The sequence below is a fragment of the Streptosporangium nanhuense genome, from assembly GCF_059358815.1.
In genome coordinates, this window is sequence record NZ_JCADBG010000037.1 from 26324 (window position 1) to 43741 (window position 17418).

Below are 17418 nucleotides of genomic sequence, written 5' to 3' on the forward strand. Positions count from 1 at the left end.
CTCTGCCGGCCCGCCGCGCCCCTGTGGGCGGCGGGCCCGGAGGTGCCGCGTGATCACATCTGGGAGCCGCCCGGCTCGTGCCCGCGCGCTTCGCGGAGATGGCGGACGACGCCGATCTCGGAGACGTTCTTGGTCAGCTCGACGGTGACCCAGCCCGCGATGTCGACCAGCCTCTGTTCCCGCCCCCACGGCAGCCCGGCGGTCCTGTCGGTGGAGTCGAGGTCGGCGTCGGTGAGCGGCAGCAGCCCCGCCCGCCAGTCGTCCTTCAGCCCGCGCAGCCAGCCGGCCGCGGCCGAGGCGCCGCCCGGCCAGGTGATCTCCTCGCGGGCGGGGGCGCCCGAGCCGAAGCAGTGTCCGAGGGTGGTCGTCCACCAGAAGCCGATGTGCCAGGTCAGCCACCCGATCGAGACGACCGGCGCGGGCTCGGGCTCCGGCACCTCCCAGTCGGCCACCCAGCGGCCCCGGCCGTCCTGCCGGACGGTCCAGCAGCCCGGTGCGGGCTCCCAGAGGCAGGCCGGATCGTCGAGGTCCTTCAGGTGGTGCTCGAACAGCGCCCATGCGATGTCGAGCTGCCGGATCAGTAGGTCAACGCGGGGTACGGTCACGCGGAAACCCTGGCACCGCCCCCGGCGGCCCCGCCACCGGTTTTCACCGGCGGGACACCGGCGGGAAGGACACCGGTTCTCACCGGCCGGAGGACGGGGCCGGGCCGGGCGGAGTGCGGGCCGGGCCAGGTCAGGCGTGGGCCGACCCCGCCGGCGTGATCGTCGGGTATGGTTGCGCCTCTGATCCGGATACATGCCCGGTGAGGGGAGCGGACCCTGTCCCCGTCCGTATCCCTCTCCCTGCCCGTGTCCTCTCCCGTTCCCCGTCGGTGGCGACCCGATACTTCCCCGGTGCGGGAGACTGGAGAGGTGACCATCGAGAACAGCCGCCCCGGTCCGCCCGTGACCAGCGTCTCCATCGTGTTGCTTACGCTGGCGCGCCGGATCGAGACCGAACTCAACGCCGCCCTCGCGTCGCTCGATCTCACGGTCAGCAGGCTCGGTCTGCTCGGTCACATCGCCGGCGTGCCCGGGGTGTCGTTCAGCGACCTGGCACGCATGTCAGGCACGACGGTCCAGAGCGTCCACGCCGCGGTGAAGGTGCTCGCCGGTGCCGGACTGGTGCGCGACAACACCGCCCGCGCCGGTTCCGCGTCGACCATCGAGATCACGCCCGACGGGGCGCGCCTCCTGGAGGCGGCGACGGGTGCGATAGCCGAGGTCGACGACCTGCTGTTCGGCCCCGCCGCGGACCCGATCCAGCAGCAGGTCGCCGGTGCCGTACGCGCCGCGTTCGAGGGTCCCTCCACGCCCTGATCCGTTCGCCCGGAGCCCGCGTCCCGGCGGGCTGCGTGTCACCCCTCGCCCTTTTTAGCTTCAGGTTGGCTGAAGCTTTCATGTTAGGCTTCAGTCTGCCTGAAGGTTGCGAGGAAGGGAGAATCCGTGGAAGCCGTGTTGCTGTCGGTCCATGTGCTCGCCGGCATCGTGTTCGTCGGGGGCTCGGCCGTCGCGACGAGCCTGTTCCCCCGCTACGCGCCGGTCGCCACCGGCGTTCCCGTGGGCCCGGCCGCCGGGGCCGGCCCGGCCGGATCGCCCTCCGCGGCCCCGGCGGACCCGGCGGCGTCCGAGGAGCGGAACCGGGCCGTGGCCGTCCTGCTGCACCGCATCACCCGGGTCTACGGCGTCTTCGGCGTCGTCGTGCCCGTCGTCGGGATCGCCCTGGCCCTCGTCCAGGGCCGGATGGGCGAGGTGTGGATAGCCATCTCCATGATCCTCACCGTGGCCGCGGGCGGCCTGCTGGCCCTGCGGATCCATCCGGGCCAGCGTGACGCGCTCGCCGACCCCGACGACGGCAAACGCCTGCGCGCGCTCTCCATGCTCGCCGGGATCTACAACCTGCTGTGGGCGGTGGTCGTCGTCCTGATGATCGCCCGCCCGGGGGCCTACCCGTGAGCACGCGCGTCCCTGGATGACGGGCCGGTGAGACGACTCACCGGCCCGTCGTTTCCTCGATCGTTTCGTGTGACCCGTGTCTTCTGGGCGGCCTTCGGCACCTCGGCCGGCCCGCCGGGTGGCGGGCGGCGTCGACCGCGCGCCGTCCCTCGGCGTGATCGACGAGGTCGTCGAGCCCGCCCGCGCGCGGCGGCGGCTGGTGGAGGCCTTCGCCGCCGTCCCCGAGTCCCGCGGGCGGCACGGGAACATGCCGCCGTGACCGTGAGGGCGGGACCGGGACCGCCGGTGGCCCGGGGCTCGTACGGACACCGGGTCCTCGAACGGGCCGGAGGGCTCCGGCTCCGCGCGGAGCCCGCTCATGCACGCCCGGCGGTGACTCACCAAGGATCCGGCAGGTCCATCGACGCGAGCCTGGCCGGGTCGATCACGGTCGAGATGGCGGCGATCCGGCCGTCGACGACGGTGAACGCCATGACCGAGAGCGGGGTTCCGTCCTCGCGCCAGGAGACGAACCCGGGAAGGCCGTCGACGAGCACCGCCCGCCCTCGCGCGGCCCCGCCTGCGGCGACCCGCTCGGACGCGCCGGTGGCGACCCTGGTGGCGCCGAGGACGACGACCACACCGCCGGGGGTGTCGACGGTCAGCCTCACCTCCGGGTCGAGCACGCGCAGCAACCCCTCGAAGTCGCCGCCGCGAGCCGCCGCCAGGAAGGCCTGGACCACCTCGCGCCGTTCCCGTCCGGCGGTCGCCGGCCGCTCGGTCGACCGCACCTTCCTGCGAGCGCGGCTGGCGAGCATCTTGGTGGCGTCGGTGGACCTGCCGAGGATCTGGCCGATCTCCTCGAACGGCACCGCGAACAGGTCGTGCAGCACGAACGCCAGCCGCTCGCTCGGTCCGAGCGACTCCAGGACGACCAGGAGCGCGAGCCCGACCGAATCGGCGAGCGCCACGTCGTCCTCCGGCGCGAGGCCGTCGTCGGCCGTCACGACGAGCTCGGGCAGCCGGTCGTCGTAGGACGCCTCGGGGCGGGCCTGGCGTGATCGCAGGACGTCGAGACTGATCCGGCCGACCACCGTGGTCAGCCAGCCGGCGAGGTTGTGGATGGTCGCCGTGTCCTGGCGGGAGAGCCGCAGCCAGGCCTCCTGGACCACGTCCTCGGCGTCGGCGTGCGAGCCGAGCATGCGGTGGGCGACCGCGCGCAGCCGGTCGCGCTGGGCCTCGAACGCCTCGCCCACCGGGTCCATCGGGCTGGTGCCGGACATGTCGTTACCTTCCTTGGAACCGCTCCGTCATGGGTGATGACGGGCCCGGAGGGGCTCAGGTAACCGATGAGGGAGCAAGACCGATGGAAGCACGTATGAAGAGCGAGGCGAACGCCGACGTGATGACGGCGATCCAGCACCTCTACAAGGCGATTCACGCCGGTGGCGTCGACCCGCGCCTGCTCGGGCTGGTCCACGTGCGCGCCAGCCAGATCAACGGCTGCAGCCCGTGCGTCTTCGCCGGGGTCACGGCGGCCAGGAAGCAGGGGGAGACCGACGAGCGGCTGCACAGCGTGGCCGCCTGGCGCGAGACGCCGTTCTTCACCGACGCGGAGCGGGCGGCGCTCGCGCTGACCGAGGCCGCCACCCGGATCCAGGACGGCGCGCCGGGTGTGACCGACGAGATCTGGGACGCCGCCGCCGACCACTTCGACGACGGGCAGCTGTCCGTGCTCAACCTGGAGATCGCGCTGACCAACTTCTTCAACCGGATCAACCGCACGATCCGGGAGCAGGCCGGCAAGACCTGGTGAGCCGGGCGGATCTGCGGAGACGCGCCTCCGGAGACCCCGTCAGCTCGACGGCACCCGCCGGTAGGCGCTGAGCACCTGGAGGGCCCGCAGGGTCTCGACCCCCCGGTACTCCAGGGTGGCGGCCGCGCCGGGAGGCTCCCAGGTGATGGCCCATCCCCCGTCGGGCTGCCGGTCGGCCGCCAGCCGGTCGAGATGGCCCTCGATCACCTCGTCGCCGAACAGCCGGCGCCAGCGGCTGCCGGGGTGGGGGGCGAGGTGCAGGGGGGTGACCCCGTACTCCGGGTCGGCGGGATCGCTCCGGTACCACCGCAGGTGGGGGAGCCACTCGCCCACCCGCTCGGCGAACTGTTCGGCCCGGTCGCGATCCGGGACGTGTTCGAGGAAGACGAGCGTCTCGGACATGGCGTGCGCGTCGTCGGGGAAGCCCTTCTCCAGCGCCGACCAGCACCAGTCGGTGGCCTGGGTGAGCCACGGATGCTCCACGCCCATCCGGTGCAGCAGCCCGGCCAGCCCGGCGGTGGGGTTCAGCCCCGGCGTGTAGGTCCACTCGGACCAGTGCGCGGCCCTGGGATAGGCCTCCATGACCGGCAGGGACAGCGGCACGGCCCCGTCGGGCGCGGCGACCGTCGCCAGCCAGTCGCACGCCTCCGGGACCAGTGAGCCGGTCTCGGGCACACCGGCCGCCAGCAGTGTCTGGAACGCGACTCCCACGTCGACGGGCAGGCTGTCGGGGCAGCGCTTGTCGGGTTCGAGACCGTGGCCGAAGCCGCCGTCCGCGTTCCGGTAGCCGCGCAGGGCGTCGACCACGCCGGTGGCGGGTGCCGCGTGGAAGAGGGTGGCGAACAGGCGGCGTTCGAGCAGGCGCCCCTCGCGAACGATGAAGGCCCCGGCGGTGTCAAGGATGCTTTCACTCACGGTGCCCAATGCTGGCGGACGACCTGCCCGGTCGTCTTGTAGGAATCGGACGCCGCGCCCACGCCCCTCCTGGACAGGCCGGAGCGGGACCGGGAACGGGAACGGGAGCGGGGTCGGGGCCGGGAACGAGGTCGGGAGCGGGACCGGGAGCGGGGTCGGGAGCGGGGGCACTCGTCGGTGACGCGAGCATCGTCCGCCCGTAGCCGGTTCCGGGTCTGCCGCGTCTCCGGGCCCGTCACCGCGCGCGGCGGGGCCGGTCCGGCTGCCAGAGGGGTTCGCCGGACTCCCGGACCTCCCCGTCGGCGCCGAAGATCAGGTACCGGTCGAAGTCGTCGGCGAACCACCGGTCGTGGGTGACGGCGAGGACCGTGCCGGAGAAGGAGGCGAGGCCGTCCTGGAGGGCCTGCGCGCTGGCGAGGTCGAGGTTGTCGGTCGGCTCGTCGAGCAGCAGCAGGGTGGCTCCCGACAGTTCGAGCAGCAGGATCTGCAGGCGTGCCTGCTGGCCGCCGGAGAGGGTCTCGAAGGACTGCCGCCCGGCGGGGGCGAGCTCGTAGCGGGCGAGGGAGGCCATGGCGTCGTTGAGCGTCGGCGCCCCGGCGGCCATGACGATGTCGGCGGGAGCCCGCCCGGCCAGGTCGGGCCGGGCGTGCGTCTGGACGAAGTGGCCGGGCACCACCCTGGCCCCGAGTTCCACGGTGCCTCGGTGGCGTACCGGCGTGGGCGACCCGGACGCCGCGGGGAGCGCGCCGCCCCCCGATCCGGCCAGCAGCCGCAGGAAATGGGACTTGCCGGAGCCGTTCGGGCCGAGGACGGCCACCCGCTCCCCGTAGTGGACCTCGACGTCGAACGGCTCCGTCAGGCCGGTCAGCTCCAGGCGGGTGCAGGTGAGCGCGCGCTTGCCGGTACGGCCGCCGCTCAGGCGCATCCGGACGTTCTGCTCCCTGGGCGCGCTCTCGGGCGGGCCCGCCTCCTCGAACCTGCCCAGCCGGGTCTGGGCGGCCCGGTAGGCGGACGCGACGGAGTCGTTGTTGGTCGCCTTCTGGCGCAGGGTGTGGACCATTCTCCTGAGGCGGGCGTGCTCCTCGTCCCAGCGCCGACGGCGCTCGTGCAGGCGCGCGTTGCGGTCGAGGCGGGCCTGGGCGTAGGTGGCGAAGCCGCCGCCGTGGGTCCACACCCCGCGTGACTCGACGGTGATGACGCGGACGGCCGTGTTGGCGATCAGCCGGCGGTCGTGGGAGACGAGCAGGACCGTTTTCCGGGTGGCCTCCAGCTGCTCCTCCAGCCACTGCTTTCCGGAGACGTCCAGGTAGTTGTCGGGCTCGTCGAGCAGCAGGACCTGGTCGGGGCCGCGCAGGAGCGCCTCCAGCGCGAGCCTCTTCTGCTCACCGCCCGACAGCGTGCCGACGTCGCGGCCCGCCACGTCCTCGTACGCGGCCCCCATGGCCGAGGTGGTGCAGGCGCTCCAGATGACCTCGATGTCGTAGCCCCCGGCGTCGGCGTAGTCGCCGAGGGCGCGGGCGTAGGCGAGCTGGGTCTCCTCCAGGTCGCGTTCCCCCATCGCGCGCTCGGCCCGCTCCAGCTCGGCGGTCGCGGCGCGCACGCGTTCCGGGGCCACCGCCAGCAGCAGCTCGCGTACCGTCAGACCTCCGCGAAGGCCCCCGATGAACTGGCGCATCACGCCGAGTCCGCCGGACGCGGTGACCCGCCCGGCGGAGGGGGAGAGGTTGCCCGCGATCAGCCGTATCAAAGTGGTCTTGCCGGCGCCGTTGGGGCCGACCAGCGCGGCGATGACGCCGTCGCCCACGCGGAAGGACACCTCGTTGAGCAGCAGCCGCCCGTCCGGCAGCACGTAGGTCAGCTCGTCGGCCTCGACGTGTCCCACGGTGGCGGCTCCTCGAAGACGGCGGCCTCGTCACATTTGAGAAACCGCAGCTAGAACATTGGTCATACAGTATGAACATTGATCGGAGTACTTCTCAAGCCATTAGGATCACCGGGGTGGGAGAGACAGGGATCGGAGAGTCGTGAACGCTACGCCGGGCAGGAGAACGCGCCGCCAGAGCGGCGAGGCGGCGCCGGGGGTGTGGCTGCGGCCCCCGCGCGCGGGCCGGGCCGAGCCGGTCGTCACCCTCGGGCGGATCGTGGCGGCGGCCGTGGGGTTGCTGGACGAGGAGGGAGCCGACCGGCTGACCATGCGCCGCCTCGCCGAGCGGCTGGAGACCGCCGCCACCACGCTCTACCTGCACGTCGAGACCAAGGACGACGTGCTGGACCTCGCGCTCGACGCCGTGTTCGGCGAGGTGCCGGTCCCGCCGGGATCAGGCGATGCGGTGCCGGTCCCCCCGGAAGCGGGGGTGGGAGCGGGAGCGGGCGGTGCGGTATCCGTTTCACCGGAAGCGGGCGCCGAGGTGCCCGTTCCGCCGGAAGCGGGCGGCGAGGTGCCCGTTCCGCCGGGAGCGGGCGGTGCGTGGCGTGAGGACGCCGCCGCTCTGATCTGCGGGTGGCGCGCCACCATGCTGCGCCACCCGTGGTCGGTGACGGTGCTGGACCGGCCCCTGCTGGGCCCCAACGTCCTGGCCCGCACCGAATACCTGCACGCCGTGCTGGCGGGGGCGGGTCTCACCGGCCCGCACCTGACCGCCGCCGCCTACGCCCTGGCCAACTACGTCATCGGTTCCGCGACGATGCAGGTCGCCGGCGCCGGGTACGGCGAGGCCGAGTGGAGGCGGGCCGCCGACCAGCACGTGCTGACCCGCCGCGAGCTGTACCCGACTCTCGCCGCGCACGGATCCCCGATCGGCAACGACTGGGACGCGGTGTTCGCCACCGGGCTGGACTATCTCCTGGACGGCATCGGGTCGCGGATCCGGTGAGGCGGGCCGGGCGCCGGCGCCACGTCGAGGTGTCCGGCATCGTGCAGGTCGACACGATCGGCGAGCCGGGCCTGAGCGCCCCCTCGCGGCCCGCCCTGGACTCCGACGCCCACGCGCTGTGGCTCGACGACGTGCCGGCCGCTCTCGCCGTCCGGCTCGTCTCCGTCGTGGGAACCTCGCTCGGCGGCAAAGCCGTTAATCTACAACGTAAAGGCGCTCGCCCGGGTTCACCACCACTCCTGACGTTCGGCACCACCCCTGACGAACGGGCTCCCCGCGGATCCCCGCTCACCTCGTGACGGCGCCGGGACGTGCGGTCGGTACGCTCGCGGCCGGGAAGGAGCGGGAAAGGAGACGCGATGCTCTTCGCCGTCGCGGCCGTGTGCGGGCTCACCTGGTGGCTCGGGTGTTACGTGATCGCGCGGGATCCCCGGGAGCGCGGGCCGAGGCGGGCCGGGCTGGGGCTGCTGGCCTACGGCGCCGCGCTGGCGATCGCCCAGGTGCGCACCGCCGTACCGGCTCCCGTGGCGGAGGCGCTGGGCGCGGTCGAGACCCTGCTGGTCTACCTGCCGGCGCTGCTGTGGACGGGGGCCGTGCTGACCCTGGTTCCCGGTGTCGAGCGGCTGGACCGGGCCTGGTCCAGAGGGCTCGTCCCGCTCACACTCGTGGCGTTCGCGTGGCTGTCGGTGTCCGGCCCGGACACTGGGGTGGGTCTGGCGGCGCGGGTGGTGACCGGGGTGTTGCTGCTGGCACCGCTGGCCGGGGTGCTGGTGCTGCTCGTGCGGGCCAGGCCGCCGAGGGTCGGGTGGCTGGCGGCGGTCGCCACGCTGTTCTTCGGGCAGGGGGCCGCGCTGCTCGTGTTCCCGCTGTTCGGCCCGCCCAGCTTGCTTTTCGTCGTCGCCGTCGACGTGGACATGGTCCTGCTGGGCGTGACCATCGCGATGTCCAGCGCGTTCCAGGCGGGCGAGGCGCTCTGGCGCGACATGCTGCGGTCCCTGCTGGGGGCGACGGTCGTGGCCGTCGCGTCCGGTGGCCAGGTCGCGCTGGCCGTCGTGCTCGGCGGGTCCACGCCCGCCCTCTCGGCGCTGCTGTTCGGCGTGGTCGGGGTGGCCGTCGCCGTACAGACGCTGGCCGGTCCGGTGCACCGGGCCCTGGACCGGATCGCCTTTCCCGGAGATCCGGGAATTCGCCGGGAGCGGGCCGAGTTGCGCGCGACGTCCGAGGCGCTGCCGCGTCGCGAGCAGGGACCGCCGCCCCCGGACGAGGCCGAGTTCGTACGGCTGACGCGGCGCGCCCTGGCCGGTTACGGCGATCTGGGCAAGCTCGCGAGCAGCCCGCTCGCGAACCTGCCGGTGATCGACGCGCGGATCACCGGTGACATCCCGCTGGAGCGGGCGGCCGAGCTGAGGCACCTGCTGCTGGAGAGCATCCGGCGGCTCAAGCCCCGCGACGGCGAGTTCGGCACCAGCGAGGAGTGGCGCTTCTACAACGTCCTGTACTTCCCCTACGTCCGGGGGCTGCGCCCCTACCGGCGCGGGGCCGGACGCGGCGGGCTCACCGCCACCGAGCGGCAGGCGTTCGACTGGTTCGCCGGCGAGGTTCCCGAACGTACGCTCTACAACTGGCAGAACGCGGCGGCCAAACTCGTCGCCGACGATCTCCGCCGGGAGAACTGGCAGTGAATGGCAGCGTCATGTCTGCAGATGGCAGTGGGTGAGGCGGTGTGCTGGGTGCGCCGGAGGCCCCGGCACCTCCGGTGGAGCCGGGGGCCGCTCCCGTGGGGGAGGTCGGGGGCTCCGGTGCCCCCGGCGCCGTCGGAGGCCGGTCCCCTCAACGGGGCCGGGATCCCAGGCGCCCTCAGCGAAGGAGACATCGATGACCACGACCACCCCCACCGCCCGCCGTAGCTCCCTGCTGACCCGCGTGCTGCGGGCGGACGCCTTCCTCACCGGGGGGTTCGCGCTCCTGCTGGCCGTCGCGGCGACCCCGCTCGCCGGGCTGTTCGCCCTCCCCGAGCCGTTGGTCCGCTGGGCCGGGATCGGGTTGCTGCCGTTCACCGCGTTCGTCGCCTACCTGGCGACCCGTCCGGTCCCGTCCAGGGGAGGTGTCCGGACGCTGATCGCCTGCAACGCGCTGTGGGCCGTGGCGAGCGTCGTCCTGCTGTTCACCGGCTGGGTGGACCCCAACCCGCTGGGCGTCGCCTTCGTCGTCGCCCAGGCTCTCCTGGTCGGGGTCTTCGCCGAACTCCAGTACGTCGGGTCGCGCCGCGCCTGACCGCGCCTGACCGCTTCCGATCCCGGGCCGTCATGGGCCCCGCCGTCCCCGGCACGGGCGGCGGGGCCCTTCCGCCCTCTCTCCGCGCTCCCCCTCGCGGGCGCCCCGCTCACCCGATGCTCGCACGCTGCTTACCCGCTGCTCACCCGATGCTGATGACGTGCTTGCCGCGCACGCCACCGGCCTCCAACGCCCGGTGGGCCTCGGCGATGTCGGCGAGGGGATGGACCGTATCGACGACCGGCCGCAGGGCGCCGCTCTCCACCAGCCGGGTCAGGTCGGCGAGGAGCCGGTGGTCGGGGTTGCCGCTGAAGAACCGCACTCGTCGCGGGCCGAACACGGTGGAGGCGAGGATGTACGCCACCGACGAGAGTATGTGCCGGGAGTCGAAGGTGATCGACACCATGCGCCCTCCCGGTGCCAGGAGCCGCCGGAAGGCGCCGAGGTCGGTGCCGATCGAGGTGTCGAGGACGACGTCGAAGGGGCCGAGGTCGGCCGGGCCGGTGGTCGCGTAGTCGAGGACCTCGTGGGCGCCGAGGTCCCGTACGAAGTCGAGGTTCCGGGCCCCGGCGAGTGCGGTCACGTGTGCGCCGTACGCGCGTCCGAGCTGGACGGCGACGCTGCCGACCCCGCCGCTCGCGCCCCGCACGAGCAGCCGCTCGCCCGGCTTGAGGCGGGCCTTGTCGCGCAGGGCGGTGATCGAGGTCGTGCCTCCGGCGAGCAGGGTCACGGCCTCGGCCGGGTCGAGCCCCGCCGGGGCGAAGGCCAACTGCCGGGGGCGGACGGACACGAACTCGGCGGCACTGCCGAAGGACGCCCGGGGCAGCATCCCCCACACCCGGTCACCCACCGAGAGGCCGGACCTGGGGGAGCCCAGGGCAGCGACCTCGCCGGCGAAGTCGATCCCGGTGCCCTGCGGGAAGCTCCGCCCCGTGACCAGCCGCAGCTTCCCCGCCCGGCCCAGGGGCTCGCCCCCGTTCACGCTGGCGGCGTGCACGCGCACCAGCACCTCACCCGGCCCCGCGACCGGCTTGGGCAGCCTGCCCTCGTACAGCACCTCGGGGGGCCCGTACCTGTCGTACCGGGCCGCGCGCATCTCACTCACTGTCCTGGTCATCCAATCTGCCCGGCCGGCCGCCGGGCTTCCGCGTGGCCGGAGGCGCGTCACGAGGGCACGCGGCCGGGCGTCACCGTGCCCGGCACCTCGCCGATCGGACGAGGGGGCGGGCCGCGCCGCCGTGGCGTTCCCGTGGTCGCGACGGCCGTCACCGGCCTGGAACGAACTTCGCACACCCGGAAGAAACGGGCGACGACTTTCACGTACGGCCAGGCTAACCGCCAAAACGGAGAGGCTTTTCCATTTACGGTAATGTGAGAAACATGGCCAGCCATTCCTCTCGGATACCGTCGCCTCCGCCTCCGCCGCCCTCCGCCGGGACGGCCGGGCTGCGCGCGGACGCGCTGCACAACCGCGAGCGCATCCTCGCCGCCGCCGGCGAGGCGTTCGCCACGCTCGGGATCGACGTGCCGATGGCCGCGATCGCCCGGCGGGCCGGTGTCGGGATGGCCACGCTCTACCGGCGCTTCCCCACCCGGGAGTCGCTGATCACCGAGGTGTTCGCCGACCAGCTGAAGGTGTGCGCGTCGGTCGTCGACGACGCTCTCGCGGACCCCGACCCGTGGCGAGGGTTCCGTACGGTCATCGAGAAGGTGTGCGCCATGCAGGTCGCCGACCGGGGATTCACCGCGGCGTTCCTGACGGCCTTCCCCGGCGCGGTCGACCACGAACGGGAACGCGTCCGCGCCGAGCACGGGTTCGCCGAGCTGACCCGGCGGGCCAAGGAGGCCGGACGCCTGCGCGCCGACTTCGAGCAGGCGGATCTCGTGCTGCTGCTCATGGCCAACGGCGGCATCGTCGCCGAGACCACCGAGGACGCGCTCACGGCGTCGCGCAGGCTTGTCGCCTACCTGCTCCGGTCCTTCCAGGCCGACCGTCCCGACCATCCCGACCGGTCCGCCCCCCTGCCGCCGGCGCCCCCGTTCGGCCTGCGGCACGTCTTCCACCCCTCGTCGGCGTGCTCAGCCGGGTAGGCGGTCCCGGGAACGGCGTCCGGGGAGATCGAACAGCCAGGTGGCGCCCAGCCTCAGCAGCAGCCGGTGGAGGGCCAGGCACAGCCACACCACGAGGGCGGTCAGGAGGACCGGCTCGGCGACGGCGAGCGCGATCCGCACCCGGCCGTCCATGTCGGCCGACAGCGGCGGCACGAGGGCCAGGTGCAGCAGCGCGAGCAGGGGCATGTGGATGATGTAGACGGGCAGGGTTCCGCGCCCCAGCCTCGCCAGCGCGTTCCCGAGCGCGGCGCCGCGGCCGGGCGTGGCACGGTGGCCGGGTGTGGCGCGGTGGCCGAGGGTGGTGCCTTGATCAGGTGTGGCGCCGTGGTCAAGCGTGGTGCCCTGACCGGGTGTGGCGCCGTGGTCAAGCGCCGTGCCGTGACCCGGTGTGGCGCGGCGGCCGAGCAGTGCCGCGGCCGTCACGCCGAAGATCGTCGCGATGGCGCAGACCACCGGCCAGACGCCGGGCCAGGCCCGGGAGCCGGTCATCGCGACCGCAGCCAGGGCCCCGGCGTAGCAGGCGAAGGTCAGGGCCAGCCGCCCCCGGCCCGCGGTGGCGGCCAGCCGCTCGACGAACGGCCGGAAGTACAGCCCGGCGAGGAAGAAGACGAGGTTCTGGTACAGGCCGCCGCGGTTGCCGGGTGTCTCCAGCAGCCCGGCCGACGCCACGGCCGACAGCACCAGGGCCCCTCCCAGCACCAGGGCGACCGGGAGGCGGCGCGCGGCCTTGGCGAGGGCGAAGTACAGGGCGAGCGCGTAGAGGTACCACAGGTTGGACGGCGTGATCGTCAGCTGGGCCAGCAGGTCGGCGATCCCTTCGGCGCGGGCGGTGTCGAAGGACGGCACGAGCGCCAGGACCGCGGTGTGGATCAGCAGCCACAGCGCGTAGAGGTAGAGGAACCGGCCCACCTTCGAGCGGCGGACGACCCGCCACGGCCGGGTCATCGCGCCCGCGGCGAACATGCCGGAGATGGTGAAGAAGAGTGGCATGCGCAGCGGCAGCAGCTGCTCGGTCAGGGCGCCCCAGGCCCCCGGGATCGGCGGCGACACCCCCCAGTCGATCGTCAGGTAGTGCTTCACGACGACGTGCCAGAGCACCACGAGCAGGATGCACACGCCCTTGGCGACGTCGGCCCAGGCCGCGCGCTCAGTACCCCCGCCGCCCCCGCCCTCGCCTCCGCCGCCTCCGCCGCCCGCGTCCCCCGGCCGCCGGGCGATCCCGTCCGGGGCTCCGGCGCCGGCGGGCGCCCGCTCGTCCCGCGATCCGTCGGCACGGTACGCCGGGGCCCGCTCCTCCGGTCCTGGCCGGTCCTCTCCCGGTACGTCGCGGGTACGGGCAGGGCGCATGGACAGGCACCTCCGGGGGACGGGCGCGCGACCGTCGCGCACGCCAGCCACCTTGCGAGGCGCAGGTGTCCGTACCGTCGGGACCGCGTATCCACGGCCGCTCGGTCGTGTATCGGGCGCGTATCAGCCCGGGGTCCACGCACCGCCCCGGGAGCCGCGGGAACCGCGGGAATCCCGAAAGGCCCGGAAGCTTCGCAGGCGGAGCGTGGCGACCGCGCCGCCGTCCGCGGCGTTGGACAGGGTGAGGGTGGCGCCGATCACCTGCGCCTGGCCCAGGGCGATGGTGAGCCCCAGGCCGTGGCCGCGACCGCGTTCGGCCGTGCCGGTACGAAAGCGCTGCGGCCCCTCCGCGAGGAGGACGCCGGGGAATCCGGGACCGTGGTCGCGTACGACGATCGTCGTGCCGTCCACGGTGACCTCGACCGGTGCGCGGCCGTGGCGGTGGGCGTTGGCGACGAGGTTGGCGACGATCCGGTCGAGGCGGCGCGGGTCGGTCTCGGTCTCGGTGTCTTCGGCGGTCCCGGTGATGGTGAGCCGCGCCCGAAGCCCGGTCCTGGCCAGGCAGCCCTCGACGACGTCGCCCAGCGCCACGGGCCGGGGGTCGGCGTGTTCCGCGCCCGCGTCGAGGCGGGAGATCTCCAGCAGGTCCTCCACCAGCGCCCGCAGCACCCCTACCCGGTCCCTGACCAGCTCGGTGGCCTCTCCCTCCGGCAGCAACTCGGCGGAGGTGACCAGGCCCATCAGCGGGGTGCGCAGCTCGTGGGCGACGTCGGCGGTGAAGCGCTGCTCGCTCAGCAGCCGGTCGCGCAGGCTGTCGGCCATCGAGTCGACGGTGGCCGAGATCTCGGTGATCTCGTCACCGCTCCGGCCGCCCGCCGCGGTCCGGGCGTCCAGGTCGCCGTCCGCGATGCGCCGCGCGGTCCTGGCCACCCGCCTCAGCCGCCTGCCGGGCAGCTCGGCGGCGAGCGCCGCGAGAGGCACGACGACCCCGAGCGCGGCCAGCGCGGCCATCAGGATGTGCCGGTCGAGCGCCTGCCGGCTGCGCAGCTCGACGCCCATGTCGATCTGCACGGCCACCACCTGGTCGCCGACGGGCTCGGCGGCCCACATCCAGGGGATGTCCGGCTTGCGGGCGTCGTACCAGGTGCCGGCCTGCCCGGTGAGCCTGACCTCCCGAAGCAGCGGGGGCGGGATCCGGGTCGGGTCCAGCTCGCCGGACCACGGGCCGTCGGCCCCGCGCCGGTGGTTCTCCACCGCGGACACCAGCGCGGTCAGGGCCTGGCTCCTGCCCATGCTCATGGAACGATCGAGGGTGCTCCGGTGCACCAGCACCCCGACGGCGAGCGCCACCGCGCAGGACGCCACGGTCACCAGTGCGGCGATCTTCCAGCGCAGCGACCTCCAGCTCGGCAGCCCGCGTGCCGCCCGGGCGAGGGCCTGTCCCATCTCAGCGCCGCAGCTTGTAGCCGAAACCGCGGACCGTCTCGATCCGATCGGCGCCGATCTTCTTGCGCAGCCGCTGCACGCACAGGTCGACCACGCGGCTGTCGCCGTCCCACCCGTAGTCCCAGACGTCGCGCAACAGGGTGTGCCGGTCCAGCACGATTCCCGGATGGGCCGCGAACTCCAGCAGCAGCCGCAGTTCGGTGGGGGCCAGCGCGACCGGCTCACCGGCCAGGAACACCTCCAGGCCGCCGGGGTCGACGGTCAGGTCCCCGAAGACCAGGCCGCCGCCGGAGGAGGGCTCCGGCGCGTGCCCGGGAGCCGGGGCGAAGGTGGCCCGGCGCAGCAGCGAGCGGATCCTGGCCACCAGCACGGAGGTGTCGACCGGCTTGACGACGTAGTCGTCGGCCCCGGCCTCCAGGCCCGACACCACGTCCAGCGCGTCACCCCGCGCGGACATCATCAGGATCGGGACCGTGCTGGACTCCCTGACCCTGCGGCACAGCCCGATGCCGTCCAGGCTCGGCAGCATCACGTCCAGCAGGAGGAGATCGTGCCGCCCGTCCCGGAAGAGTTCCAGGCCGGTCAGGCCGTCACCGGCCGCGGACACCTCGTAGCCGTAGCGCTCCAGCGCCATCGAGACCGCCTTGCGGATCACCGCGTCGTCCTCGACGAGCAGCACGGTGACGGGCGTCACCGGTGCGCCATCGACCCTAAAGCCGGACATATCTCCCCAAAAGTGGCGTATAACTCACCCAGAACACCATAATCTCTCTTCGCGGGAGCACCGCCCGGGACGGATCTTCCCCCCCGCGCCCGATGGCGCGGATCCCTCGCGTCCGATGGCGGAGACCCCTCGCGTCCGATGGCGGAGACCCCTCGGGCTCGCGTGGAGACCCGGATCGCGCGGGGCGGGAGGGCGGGTCCGAACGGCGGGTCCAGCTGCCGAAACACCTGTTGACACCGTGGTTCGGGAAGATCAGCCTTGTGGCGTGAATTCTGACGGTGTGATCTCTCTCCGATCTGATCTCGAGCCGCCCGGCGCCGGGATCGACGCTCCGGCCCCGGTCTCACGGGTGCCGGACGACCGGGCGGCGGACGACCCGCCGCGGCGTACGGTCGCGGTGGAGTTCGCCGGTGCGCGGGGTGGGGTGGCTCCGCTGACCTGGGGGCAGGCGTCGATCTGGCGGTTGACCACCTGGCGGGGCGACGACGATCCCTATTTCAACATGCCCTGGACGCTGCCGGTGTACGGCAGGCGTGATCTTGAGACGGTGCTGGGAGCGGTACGGCGGCTGCTGGAGCGGCACGAGACGTTGCGGACGAACTTCCGGCGGGGGCCCGAAGGGATGGCGCAGCACGTGGCGCGGTCGGGGCGGCTGGTGGTGGAGGTCGTCGAGGCCGGGGACGGGCGGCCGATGGGGGTGGCGCGCCGGGTGGCCGAGGGGCTGGCCGCGGGGGTGTTCGACTACGCGGGGGAACTGCCGGTGCGCTGCGCGGTGGTGACGGTGGGCGGGCGGCCTCGGGCGGTGGCGTTCGGGCTGTCGCATCTGGCCGCCGACGGGGGTGCGCTGGACCTGCTGGCGGCTGACTGGCGGGATCTGCTCGCGGGGGCGGAGAGGCCTGTTCCGGGGTGGCAGCCGATGGATCAGGCGCGGTTCGAGCACGAGGGGGAGGGGGTGGCCCGGGGGGAGCGGGCGTTCCGGCACTGGCGCTCGGTGCTGGAGCGGGCGCCGCGCTCGATGTTCGACTACCCGCCGGGCCCGGGGGAGGAGCCGCGTTTCGTGCGGGTACGGATGATGTCGGTCGCGTCGGGGGTGGCGGCCGAGGCGGTGGCGGGGCGCTGGGGGGTGAGTTCGGCCAGCGTGCTGACCACGGCGAGCGCGGTGTTGCTGTCGGCGCTGACCGGGCATCGCCGGGTGACGATGCAGCTGATCGCGGCCAACCGGCACGACGCGCGGATCGGCGCTCTGGTGGGCCCCGCCGCCCAGGACGGCGTCTTCGCCCTCGAACTGCCGCCCGGCGGCACCCTGGCCGAGATCACCCGGGTCGGGCACCGCCAGGCGCTGACCGCCTACCGCCACGCGCTCTACGAACCGCTGAGGCTGATGGCGATGCGCGAGGAGCTCGGCCGCGAACGGGGCGGGCCCATCGACCTGTCGGCGTACTTCAACGACACGCGGGGCGGCGGCGACTGGCCCGACCTGCCCGCGGTGGAACCGCCGGGAGACCCCGCCGCGATCGCCGCCCTCACCGCGCGGACCACCTTCTCCGTGGTCGGCTCCTGGGAGCACGTGGACGCCACCACGGCGCAGTTCATCACCGGCCAGGCCAGGGACGCCTGCGAGCTCCACCTGCTGGCCGACACCGCCTACCTGCCCCTGACCACGGTGCACGCGCTGCTGCGCGGGATGGAGACCCTGCTGGTACGGGCCGTCGCCGAGGACGTCCCCCTCGACACCGTCGCCGCGCTGTGCGGCATCACCCCCGTCGAACGTCCCCCGGCCGGGAACGTTCCCAACCCGGGCCACGGCCCGTCGTCCGAGGGGGAACCCCTGCTCCTGCCCGTACCGGCCGCGCCGGCCTGAAGGTCCCGTCCCGGCCGCGCCGGCCTGAGGGGCCCCGTCCGGTCCGGTGCCGGATCCCGGACCCGCTCGCCGCC

18 protein-coding genes are annotated in these 17418 nt (G+C 73.7%); 10 read left to right on the forward strand and 8 right to left on the reverse strand.

What is annotated here, in order from left to right; all coding sequences use genetic code 11:
* Window positions 1-53 precede the first annotated feature (53 nt).
* Window positions 54-605 carry a DinB family protein gene (locus AC5L38_RS40990; protein WP_495248214.1) on the reverse strand — a complete coding sequence of 184 codons (552 nt, stop codon included), beginning with the start codon at window positions 603-605 and terminating at the stop codon, window positions 54-56.
* A gap of 309 nt (window positions 606-914) precedes the next feature.
* On the opposite strand from AC5L38_RS40990, the gene AC5L38_RS40995 reads away from it, so the two are divergent.
* From AC5L38_RS40995 to AC5L38_RS41005, 3 genes are all read left to right on the forward strand, one after another.
* A complete protein-coding gene (locus tag AC5L38_RS40995; protein ID WP_495248249.1) occupies window positions 915-1361 on the forward strand; it encodes a MarR family winged helix-turn-helix transcriptional regulator in 447 nt (148 codons plus the stop codon).
* Between the two features lie 126 nt (window positions 1362-1487).
* A complete protein-coding gene (locus tag AC5L38_RS41000) occupies window positions 1488-1997 on the forward strand; it encodes a hypothetical protein (protein WP_495248215.1) in 510 nt (169 codons plus the stop codon).
* Between the two features lie 76 nt (window positions 1998-2073).
* Window positions 2074-2256 (forward strand): hypothetical protein, encoded by a 183-nt coding sequence (locus AC5L38_RS41005; RefSeq protein ID WP_495248216.1) that lies wholly within the window; start codon window positions 2074-2076, stop codon window positions 2254-2256.
* 118 nt (window positions 2257-2374) lie between these two features.
* Here AC5L38_RS41005 and AC5L38_RS41010 read toward each other — a convergent pair whose 3' ends face one another.
* On the reverse strand, window positions 2375-3259 hold the full coding sequence (locus AC5L38_RS41010; RefSeq protein WP_495248217.1) for a sigma-70 family RNA polymerase sigma factor: 885 nt from the start codon (window positions 3257-3259) through the stop codon (window positions 2375-2377).
* 83 nt (window positions 3260-3342) lie between these two features.
* Here AC5L38_RS41010 and AC5L38_RS41015 point away from each other — a divergent pair, with 83 nt between their 5' ends.
* Window positions 3343-3792, forward strand: coding sequence for a carboxymuconolactone decarboxylase family protein (locus tag AC5L38_RS41015; protein WP_495248218.1), 450 nt, complete (start codon window positions 3343-3345; stop codon window positions 3790-3792).
* Between the two features lie 39 nt (window positions 3793-3831).
* Here AC5L38_RS41015 and AC5L38_RS41020 read toward each other — a convergent pair whose 3' ends face one another.
* Window positions 3832-4707 (reverse strand): hypothetical protein, encoded by an 876-nt coding sequence (locus AC5L38_RS41020; RefSeq protein ID WP_495248219.1) that lies wholly within the window; start codon window positions 4705-4707, stop codon window positions 3832-3834.
* Window positions 4708-4942: 235 nt separating this feature from the next.
* The gene (locus AC5L38_RS41025) at window positions 4943-6589 is read right to left on the reverse strand and encodes an ABC-F family ATP-binding cassette domain-containing protein (RefSeq protein ID WP_495248220.1); all 1647 of its coding nucleotides are present in this window, start codon (window positions 6587-6589) and stop codon (window positions 4943-4945) included.
* Between the two features lie 142 nt (window positions 6590-6731).
* Here AC5L38_RS41025 and AC5L38_RS41030 point away from each other — a divergent pair, with 142 nt between their 5' ends.
* From AC5L38_RS41030 to AC5L38_RS41045, 4 genes are all read left to right on the forward strand, one after another.
* Complete coding sequence (locus AC5L38_RS41030; protein ID WP_495248221.1) at window positions 6732-7580, forward strand: TetR/AcrR family transcriptional regulator; 849 nt, start codon at window positions 6732-6734, stop codon at window positions 7578-7580.
* 41 nt (window positions 7581-7621) lie between these two features.
* Window positions 7622-7879: a hypothetical protein gene (locus AC5L38_RS41035; RefSeq protein WP_495248222.1), complete on the forward strand. Its 258-nt coding sequence runs from the start codon at window positions 7622-7624 to the stop codon at window positions 7877-7879.
* A gap of 60 nt (window positions 7880-7939) precedes the next feature.
* Window positions 7940-9262 carry a hypothetical protein gene (locus AC5L38_RS41040; protein ID WP_495248223.1) on the forward strand — a complete coding sequence of 441 codons (1323 nt, stop codon included), beginning with the start codon at window positions 7940-7942 and terminating at the stop codon, window positions 9260-9262.
* Between the two features lie 193 nt (window positions 9263-9455).
* Window positions 9456-9854 carry a hypothetical protein gene (locus tag AC5L38_RS41045; RefSeq protein ID WP_495248224.1) on the forward strand — a complete coding sequence of 133 codons (399 nt, stop codon included), beginning with the start codon at window positions 9456-9458 and terminating at the stop codon, window positions 9852-9854.
* A 142-nt stretch (window positions 9855-9996) separates the two neighbouring features.
* Here the strand turns inward: AC5L38_RS41045 and AC5L38_RS41050 are convergent, their stop codons facing one another.
* Window positions 9997-10950, reverse strand: a complete 954-nt coding sequence (locus AC5L38_RS41050) for an NAD(P)-dependent alcohol dehydrogenase (protein ID WP_495248225.1) — start codon at window positions 10948-10950, stop codon at window positions 9997-9999.
* A gap of 284 nt (window positions 10951-11234) precedes the next feature.
* Here AC5L38_RS41050 and AC5L38_RS41055 point away from each other — a divergent pair, with 284 nt between their 5' ends.
* Window positions 11235-11945 (forward strand): TetR/AcrR family transcriptional regulator, encoded by a 711-nt coding sequence (locus AC5L38_RS41055; RefSeq protein WP_495248226.1) that lies wholly within the window; start codon window positions 11235-11237, stop codon window positions 11943-11945.
* Here the strand turns inward: AC5L38_RS41055 and AC5L38_RS41060 are convergent.
* The 3 genes from AC5L38_RS41060 to cseB all read right to left on the reverse strand — a co-directional run bounded on the left by AC5L38_RS41060 (window position 11934) and on the right by cseB (window position 15453).
* Window positions 11934-13313 carry an acyltransferase family protein gene (locus tag AC5L38_RS41060; RefSeq protein WP_495248227.1) on the reverse strand — a complete coding sequence of 460 codons (1380 nt, stop codon included), beginning with the start codon at window positions 13311-13313 and terminating at the stop codon, window positions 11934-11936. The two genes, AC5L38_RS41055 and AC5L38_RS41060, sit on opposite strands and share 12 nt — an antisense overlap.
* A gap of 123 nt (window positions 13314-13436) precedes the next feature.
* Window positions 13437-14759, reverse strand: coding sequence for an ATP-binding protein (locus AC5L38_RS41065; protein WP_495248228.1), 1323 nt, complete (start codon window positions 14757-14759; stop codon window positions 13437-13439).
* 1 nt (window position 14760) lies between these two features.
* Window positions 14761-15453, reverse strand: a complete 693-nt coding sequence (gene cseB / locus AC5L38_RS41070) for a two-component system response regulator CseB (RefSeq protein ID WP_495248229.1) — start codon at window positions 15451-15453, stop codon at window positions 14761-14763.
* 310 nt (window positions 15454-15763) lie between these two features.
* Here cseB and AC5L38_RS41075 point away from each other — a divergent pair, with 310 nt between their 5' ends.
* Window positions 15764-17344, forward strand: coding sequence for a condensation domain-containing protein (locus AC5L38_RS41075; RefSeq protein ID WP_495248230.1), 1581 nt, complete (start codon window positions 15764-15766; stop codon window positions 17342-17344).
* The last annotated feature ends 74 nt before the right edge of the window (window positions 17345-17418 follow it).

Bases quoted from the DNA above. Each gene is read 5' to 3' on its own strand.
- AC5L38_RS41040 (WP_495248223.1), top strand. From the start codon at position 7,940: ATGCTCTTCGCCGTCGCGGCCGTGTGCGGGCTCACCTGGTGGCTCGGG.
- AC5L38_RS41045 (WP_495248224.1), top strand. From the start codon at position 9,456: ATGACCACGACCACCCCCACCGCCCGCCGTAGCTCCCTGCTGACCCGC.
- AC5L38_RS41060 (WP_495248227.1), bottom strand. From the start codon at position 13,313: ATGCGCCCTGCCCGTACCCGCGACGTACCGGGAGAGGACCGGCCAGGA.
- AC5L38_RS41050 (WP_495248225.1), bottom strand. From the start codon at position 10,950: ATGCGCGCGGCCCGGTACGACAGGTACGGGCCCCCCGAGGTGCTGTAC.
- AC5L38_RS41010 (WP_495248217.1), bottom strand. From the start codon at position 3,259: ATGTCCGGCACCAGCCCGATGGACCCGGTGGGCGAGGCGTTCGAGGCC.
- AC5L38_RS41015 (WP_495248218.1), top strand. From the start codon at position 3,343: ATGGAAGCACGTATGAAGAGCGAGGCGAACGCCGACGTGATGACGGCG.
- AC5L38_RS41055 (WP_495248226.1), top strand. From the start codon at position 11,235: ATGGCCAGCCATTCCTCTCGGATACCGTCGCCTCCGCCTCCGCCGCCC.
- AC5L38_RS41065 (WP_495248228.1), bottom strand. From the start codon at position 14,759: ATGGGACAGGCCCTCGCCCGGGCGGCACGCGGGCTGCCGAGCTGGAGG.